Raw genomic sequence first — 5197 nt, forward strand, 5'->3', positions numbered from 1 at the left:
TGCCGTGACGGACGGTGAATATTGCACGATGTGCGGCCCCAACTTCTGTGCCATGCGGCTGAGCAAGGATTTACATAAAGAAAACTGCGATATATAAAGGTCACTCATTTTGTGCAGTGACAAGGATATATACACAATGTGCCTTATATCCTTGCCGCTGTACAAGTTTTTCTTAATCAAAAGGGATAAAAGAACGAAAGAGACGAAAGGTTGTTCGAATTTAACGAAATGGAAAATCAGTTTAAGGTTCGGTATTCATTCGGAGAACATCCGACAATTCTTTTAAAGGCTTTGCTGAAATACTGCGGGTATTGATAGCCCAAAGCATAGGCAACATCACTGATCGATTTATCCGGATCTGCCAGCCACTCTTTTGCAGTATCCATTGTTTTTGCCAATATATATTCTTGTGCAGATGAACCTGTCTCCTTTTTTATCAAGTCTCCGAAATAATTTGCAGACAGATGCAACTGGTCAGCACAATAAGTTACGGTCGGTGTACCGAATTTGGAGGGTTTATCCGAAGTGAAATAGTCGTTCAATAATGCTTCAAACGAACTGAGTGTGTCCTTGTTCTCCTTTTTGCGGGTAATGAACTGTCTATCATAAAAGCGGATACAATAGTTGAGCAACAACTCGATAGCAGAAACGACAATCAGATTGCTATGTCTATCCGTAGCACCTTTGATTTCATCGTCTATTTTCATCATGCAGTCTATCACGGTCTGTCTTTCCTGCTTCGAGAGATGCAGTGCCTCGTTGACGGCATAGGAAAAGAATGTGTAATCTTGCATGTGACGGTTCAAGGGGGTACCATGTAACAATTCGGGTTGAAATGTCAGCCACCAGCCTTTTGGCTGAAACGGCTCTCCCGTATCATCATTGCCGATGACTTGTCCCGGTGCTGCGAATACCAGGGTTTCTTCCTGAAAATCGTAGAATTTCCGACCATACTTTATCTGATCGGCGCACTTTATATCTTTCAGATAAATGACATAGAACCCGATACTCTTGCGGATATGATGCAGTGGTTTTATTTTTGAAGCATCAATTACGCCCACTAGTGGATGCGGAGTATCTATACCCAAAAAGTCATTATAATCCTTGACAGTATTTAGCTTTATAATCTTCTCCATAACAGTCTATTTCATTGTTTCTGTGCAAATGTAGAAAATATCTTTGGCTTATCTCCGTTCCAATCTGTAATAATTATGCATGAAACCGTGATTCATACCCTATGAGGAACTAGGACAGCCTATAATTTTGCATCGTGGAAAACTGAATAAAAGAAATAACAATGATACAAATGAGTAATTCAGGACTTATGACCATCGACCGATTCAATAAATTAACGGGACATGAAACGCTGCATCCGTTGATCTGCATGGTAGATTTGTCAAGAACAAATCTAAACGAGGATATCCGGATGATGTGTGATTTTTACGGGTTGTTGTATTACAACGATCCAGAACAAGACAAAATATCGGGAAAAGAGTGGTTGCGACTGATTTATCCCGGTGAAACAGTCGAAATCCCTTTGAACCGACATCGACATACCGGATGTTGTTCGGGCGTGTTGTTTCATCCCGATTTGTTATGCGACACATCGCTCGAAAACCGTATCGAAACCTATCCGAAACGCTGTTGCTGTAAAGGAACATTGTCGGAGCACGAAAGAAACATCATAACCGATAACTTGCGGGAAATCGGAGAAGAGTTACATCATGCCATTGACCGACATAGTGCATCAATCATCGCTTCACATATCGAACTGCTACTCAACTACTGTATACGCTTTTGCAATCAGTAAATAATAAAACCGTAATAATTATCCTTCAAACCGTAATCCACGACTGGTCGAGGCGGGAATCTCAGCCTAATTTTGCACCAAGTAAAAACAGATAAATAAAATAATAGAGATTATGAATATAAAATTGAAAATTATAACAACGTTACTCGGTGTCTTCTTCGGATGCGGAATCGTAACCTCCCAAACACCGAAAGCAGAACAAGCTATGGACAGTAAACGACAACACATTACAGAGGTCGCAGCCCTTACGGGTAAGGGTGACCTCGACAAACTGAAAATCGTCCTTATCGACGGGCTGAATGACGGCATGGCTGTCAGCGAGCTTAAAGAAGTAATGGTACACGCCTATGCTTATTGCGGTTTTCCTCGTGCCCTGCGCGGATTGCAAACATTGGTTGCGGTACTTGACGAGCGTAAAGCAAAAGGCATCGAAGATGACTGGGGACGCAAAGCGTCGCCGATAACCGATACCCGCAGCAAATACGAGCGCGGACGCGACATTCTTGTTGAGATCTCAGGTATTCCAGCGGATGCACCAAAAGCTGATTATGCTATACTGGCTCCGGAAATCGAAGTATTCCTTAAAGAGCACCTCTTCGCCGACCTTTTCGAACGGGACGTGCTGACATACGCCGAACGGGAACTGACGACCGTTGCCGTAATCGCCTCGCTGGGCAAAGGCGTGGAACCGATGCTGAAAGGGCACATGGGTATTGCACTGAACGTAGGCATAACACCAGACGAATTACGCAGTGTGTTGGCTATTGTCGAAAAGAACATCGGACGCGGCGAAGCTGACGGTGGCAGACTGGCCTTAAACGAAGTGTTGCAAAGCAAAGGTTTGACCACTGCTCCGGAAGCGCCGGCCGTGACAATAGGAAATGGTGTGAAGAAACAGAAAGTAACGTTCCACAACCGTTTTCTGATCGATATGGTCGGTGATCTTTATTTTCCTGCAAACTATAGTCCAGCAAAGAAATATGCCGCCATCATCGTCGGTCATCCTTTCGGCGGTGTCAAGGAGCAGACTTCGGGGCTTCATGCCCGTAAGCTCGCGGAAATAGGTTATGTGACATTGGCTTTCGATGCGTCCTACTATGGTGAGAGCGGCGGTTATCCACGTCGCATGGAATCGCCTGAAGTACGAGTGGATGATTTCAGCGCGGCGGTCGATTTCCTCACGAACCATCCGGCAGTCGAAGCTGACAAGATAGGTGTGATCGGTATCTGTGGCGGAGGATGCTACTCTGTCAGTGCAACACAGATCGATCACCGCATCAAGGCTCTTGCCACCATCAGTATGTATGACATGGGACGTGCCCGCCGTCAAGGCATAGGTGACACGCAGACCTATCAACAGCGTATGTCTATTCTTGATGAAATCGGTCGTCAGCGCACAGCTGAATATGGTGGAGCTGCACGTAAAGATATTCGCGCCCTGCCCGAAAAAGTGGATGAGAACACACCGAAGTTTGCAATCGACTTCCTCGACTATTACGACAATCCTGAGCGTGGCCAGCATCCCAACTCTACGGGCTATTACTCCTACACGAGCCTTGCACCGATGATGAACTTCTTTCCGTTCACGCAAATCGAGACCATATCGCCGCGTCCGTTACTTTTCATCGTGGGAGAAAATGCTGTATCGAAATATTTTTCTGAAGACGCATACGAGAAAGCTGCCGAACCGAAAGAACTGTTTGTCGTACCCGGGGCAACGCACGTGGATTTGTACGACCAACCGGAATATCTGAAAATCACGCTTCCGAAACTGGACACTTTCTTCAAACAATATCTAAAATAAACCGCAAAGCCGAGTGGAGGACCGAACTTGTCCGGATAGTGCCGAGGCATAGCGTTTATCGCAAATGAAATTAGAAATAACTATTCAACATGAAAAAAGTAACTTACTTATTTTTACTGGCTGCAGCACTCGGTGCTTGCACCCCGAAACCGTCAAACAAGGTAGAAACAATCCAGCCTGCCGCATTTGTTTCCATCTTCCCCAAAGGAAATGCCATTGAAGGTACTAATTTTAACGGTACGGCATATCTCCAACGGTTGATGACCGACAGCGGAACATTCGATGTCGTAGTTTCCGATGTGATATTCGAACCGAAAGCCCGCAACAGTTGGCATTCGCATCCAGGTGGCCAGATTCTGATCGCCACTGCCGGGAAAGGTTACTATCAGGAAAAAGGGAAGCCCATACAAATTTTGAATCCCGGAGACGTAGTCGCTATTCCGGCAGACGTGGTGCATTGGCACGGAGCAGCTTCCGACAGCGGATTCACACATATAGCTATCAACACAAAGGTTCATTTGGGTGCAACCCAGTGGTATGAACCTGTAACAAACGAAGAATACAATAATTATAAAGAATAGAGAAATGAATAGAAATATCTTGATTTTGTTCATGTCATGGCTGGGAGTGACAGGATACGGGCAAGCAACTTCTCCCAACGAGACCCCGATTACAATAGCCCGTCAGGGTAGCTTTGCTGTTGGTGGAACAGTATTACAACGTCCCGGAAAATATGACAACAGTCGCTTTATCAACTGGAGCACCCCCATTGAACAGGGACAGAGCTATCATGCCGACCATGCTGTCATCGATTTCCAGATTCCGACCAAGGCCCACCAGATGCCGCTGGTTTTCGTTCATGGGTACGGACAGTCAGGCCGCTGCTGGCAAATGACTCCCGACGGTCGCGAAGGATTTCAGACCTTAATGCTGCGGCGCGGTTTCAGCACTTATGTTGTCGATATGCCCGGTCGCGGAGATGCGGGACGCACATCAGCTGAAACAAGACTGGTACCGAAAGCCGACGAGCAACTATGGTTTGATATCTGGCGTATCGGCGAGTGGCCATCTTTCAATTCCGGAGTTCAGTTCCCGACCGATTCCATTTCGCTCGATCAGTTTTTTCGCCAAATGACGCCTGACATTAGTAATCATGATATAAAAACCGACATCGCGGCACTCGGCTCACTGTTCGACCGTATCGGAGAGGGTATTCTTGTAACACATTCGGCCGGTGGATTCCCCGGATGGCTGGCAGTAGTTGAGAACCCGAATATCCGAGCTGTTGTCTCTTTAGAACCGGGCGGATATCTTTTCCCGGAAGGAGAAGTCCCCGATCCGATGTCAAGCTTGACGGGTACTCTTTCAGGAACAGGTGTTCCAATGGATGAATTTCTAAAACTGACGCGAATTCCTATTGTACTTTATTTCGGTGACTATATTCCCGAAGAGCCCACTGATAAACTCGGTGGTGAGAATTGGCGGGTACGGTTACAGATGGGACGCAAGTTTGTAGAAGCAATCAACCGTTATGGCGGGGAAGGGATCTTAGTTGAAATTTCTAAGATCGGGATCCGAGGCAA

5 protein-coding genes are annotated in these 5197 nt (G+C 46.1%); 4 read left to right on the top strand and 1 reads right to left on the bottom strand.

Annotation, left to right across the window (positions count from 1 at the left end):
• Positions 1-236: 236 nt before the first annotated feature.
• A complete protein-coding gene (locus BHV83_RS11230) occupies positions 237-1136 on the bottom strand; it encodes a helix-turn-helix domain-containing protein (RefSeq protein WP_122205974.1) in 900 nt (299 codons plus the stop codon).
• Positions 1137-1297: 161 nt separating this feature from the next.
• Here BHV83_RS11230 and BHV83_RS11235 point away from each other — a divergent pair, with 161 nt between their 5' ends.
• From BHV83_RS11235 to BHV83_RS11250, 4 genes are all read left to right on the top strand, one after another.
• Complete coding sequence (locus BHV83_RS11235) at positions 1298-1810, top strand: hypothetical protein (RefSeq protein WP_036723644.1); 513 nt, start codon at positions 1298-1300, stop codon at positions 1808-1810.
• Between the two features lie 112 nt (positions 1811-1922).
• Positions 1923-3614, top strand: a complete 1692-nt coding sequence (locus tag BHV83_RS11240; RefSeq protein ID WP_286757528.1) for an alpha/beta fold hydrolase — start codon at positions 1923-1925, stop codon at positions 3612-3614.
• Positions 3615-3703: 89 nt separating this feature from the next.
• Complete coding sequence (locus tag BHV83_RS11245) at positions 3704-4195, top strand: cupin domain-containing protein (RefSeq protein ID WP_286757529.1); 492 nt, start codon at positions 3704-3706, stop codon at positions 4193-4195.
• 4 nt (positions 4196-4199) lie between these two features.
• Positions 4200-5197, top strand: a 998-nt coding sequence (locus tag BHV83_RS11250; protein WP_286757530.1) for an alpha/beta hydrolase, incomplete at its 3' end; no start/stop codon positions are given.

It is taken from the genome of Parabacteroides sp. merdae-related_45_40, from assembly GCF_001915675.1.

Bases quoted from the DNA above. Each gene is read 5' to 3' on its own strand.
- BHV83_RS11230 (WP_122205974.1), bottom strand. From the start codon at position 1,136: ATGGAGAAGATTATAAAGCTAAATACTGTCAAGGATTATAATGACTTT.
- BHV83_RS11235 (WP_036723644.1), top strand. From the start codon at position 1,298: ATGATACAAATGAGTAATTCAGGACTTATGACCATCGACCGATTCAAT.
- BHV83_RS11240 (WP_286757528.1), top strand. From the start codon at position 1,923: ATGAATATAAAATTGAAAATTATAACAACGTTACTCGGTGTCTTCTTC.
- BHV83_RS11245 (WP_286757529.1), top strand. From the start codon at position 3,704: ATGAAAAAAGTAACTTACTTATTTTTACTGGCTGCAGCACTCGGTGCT.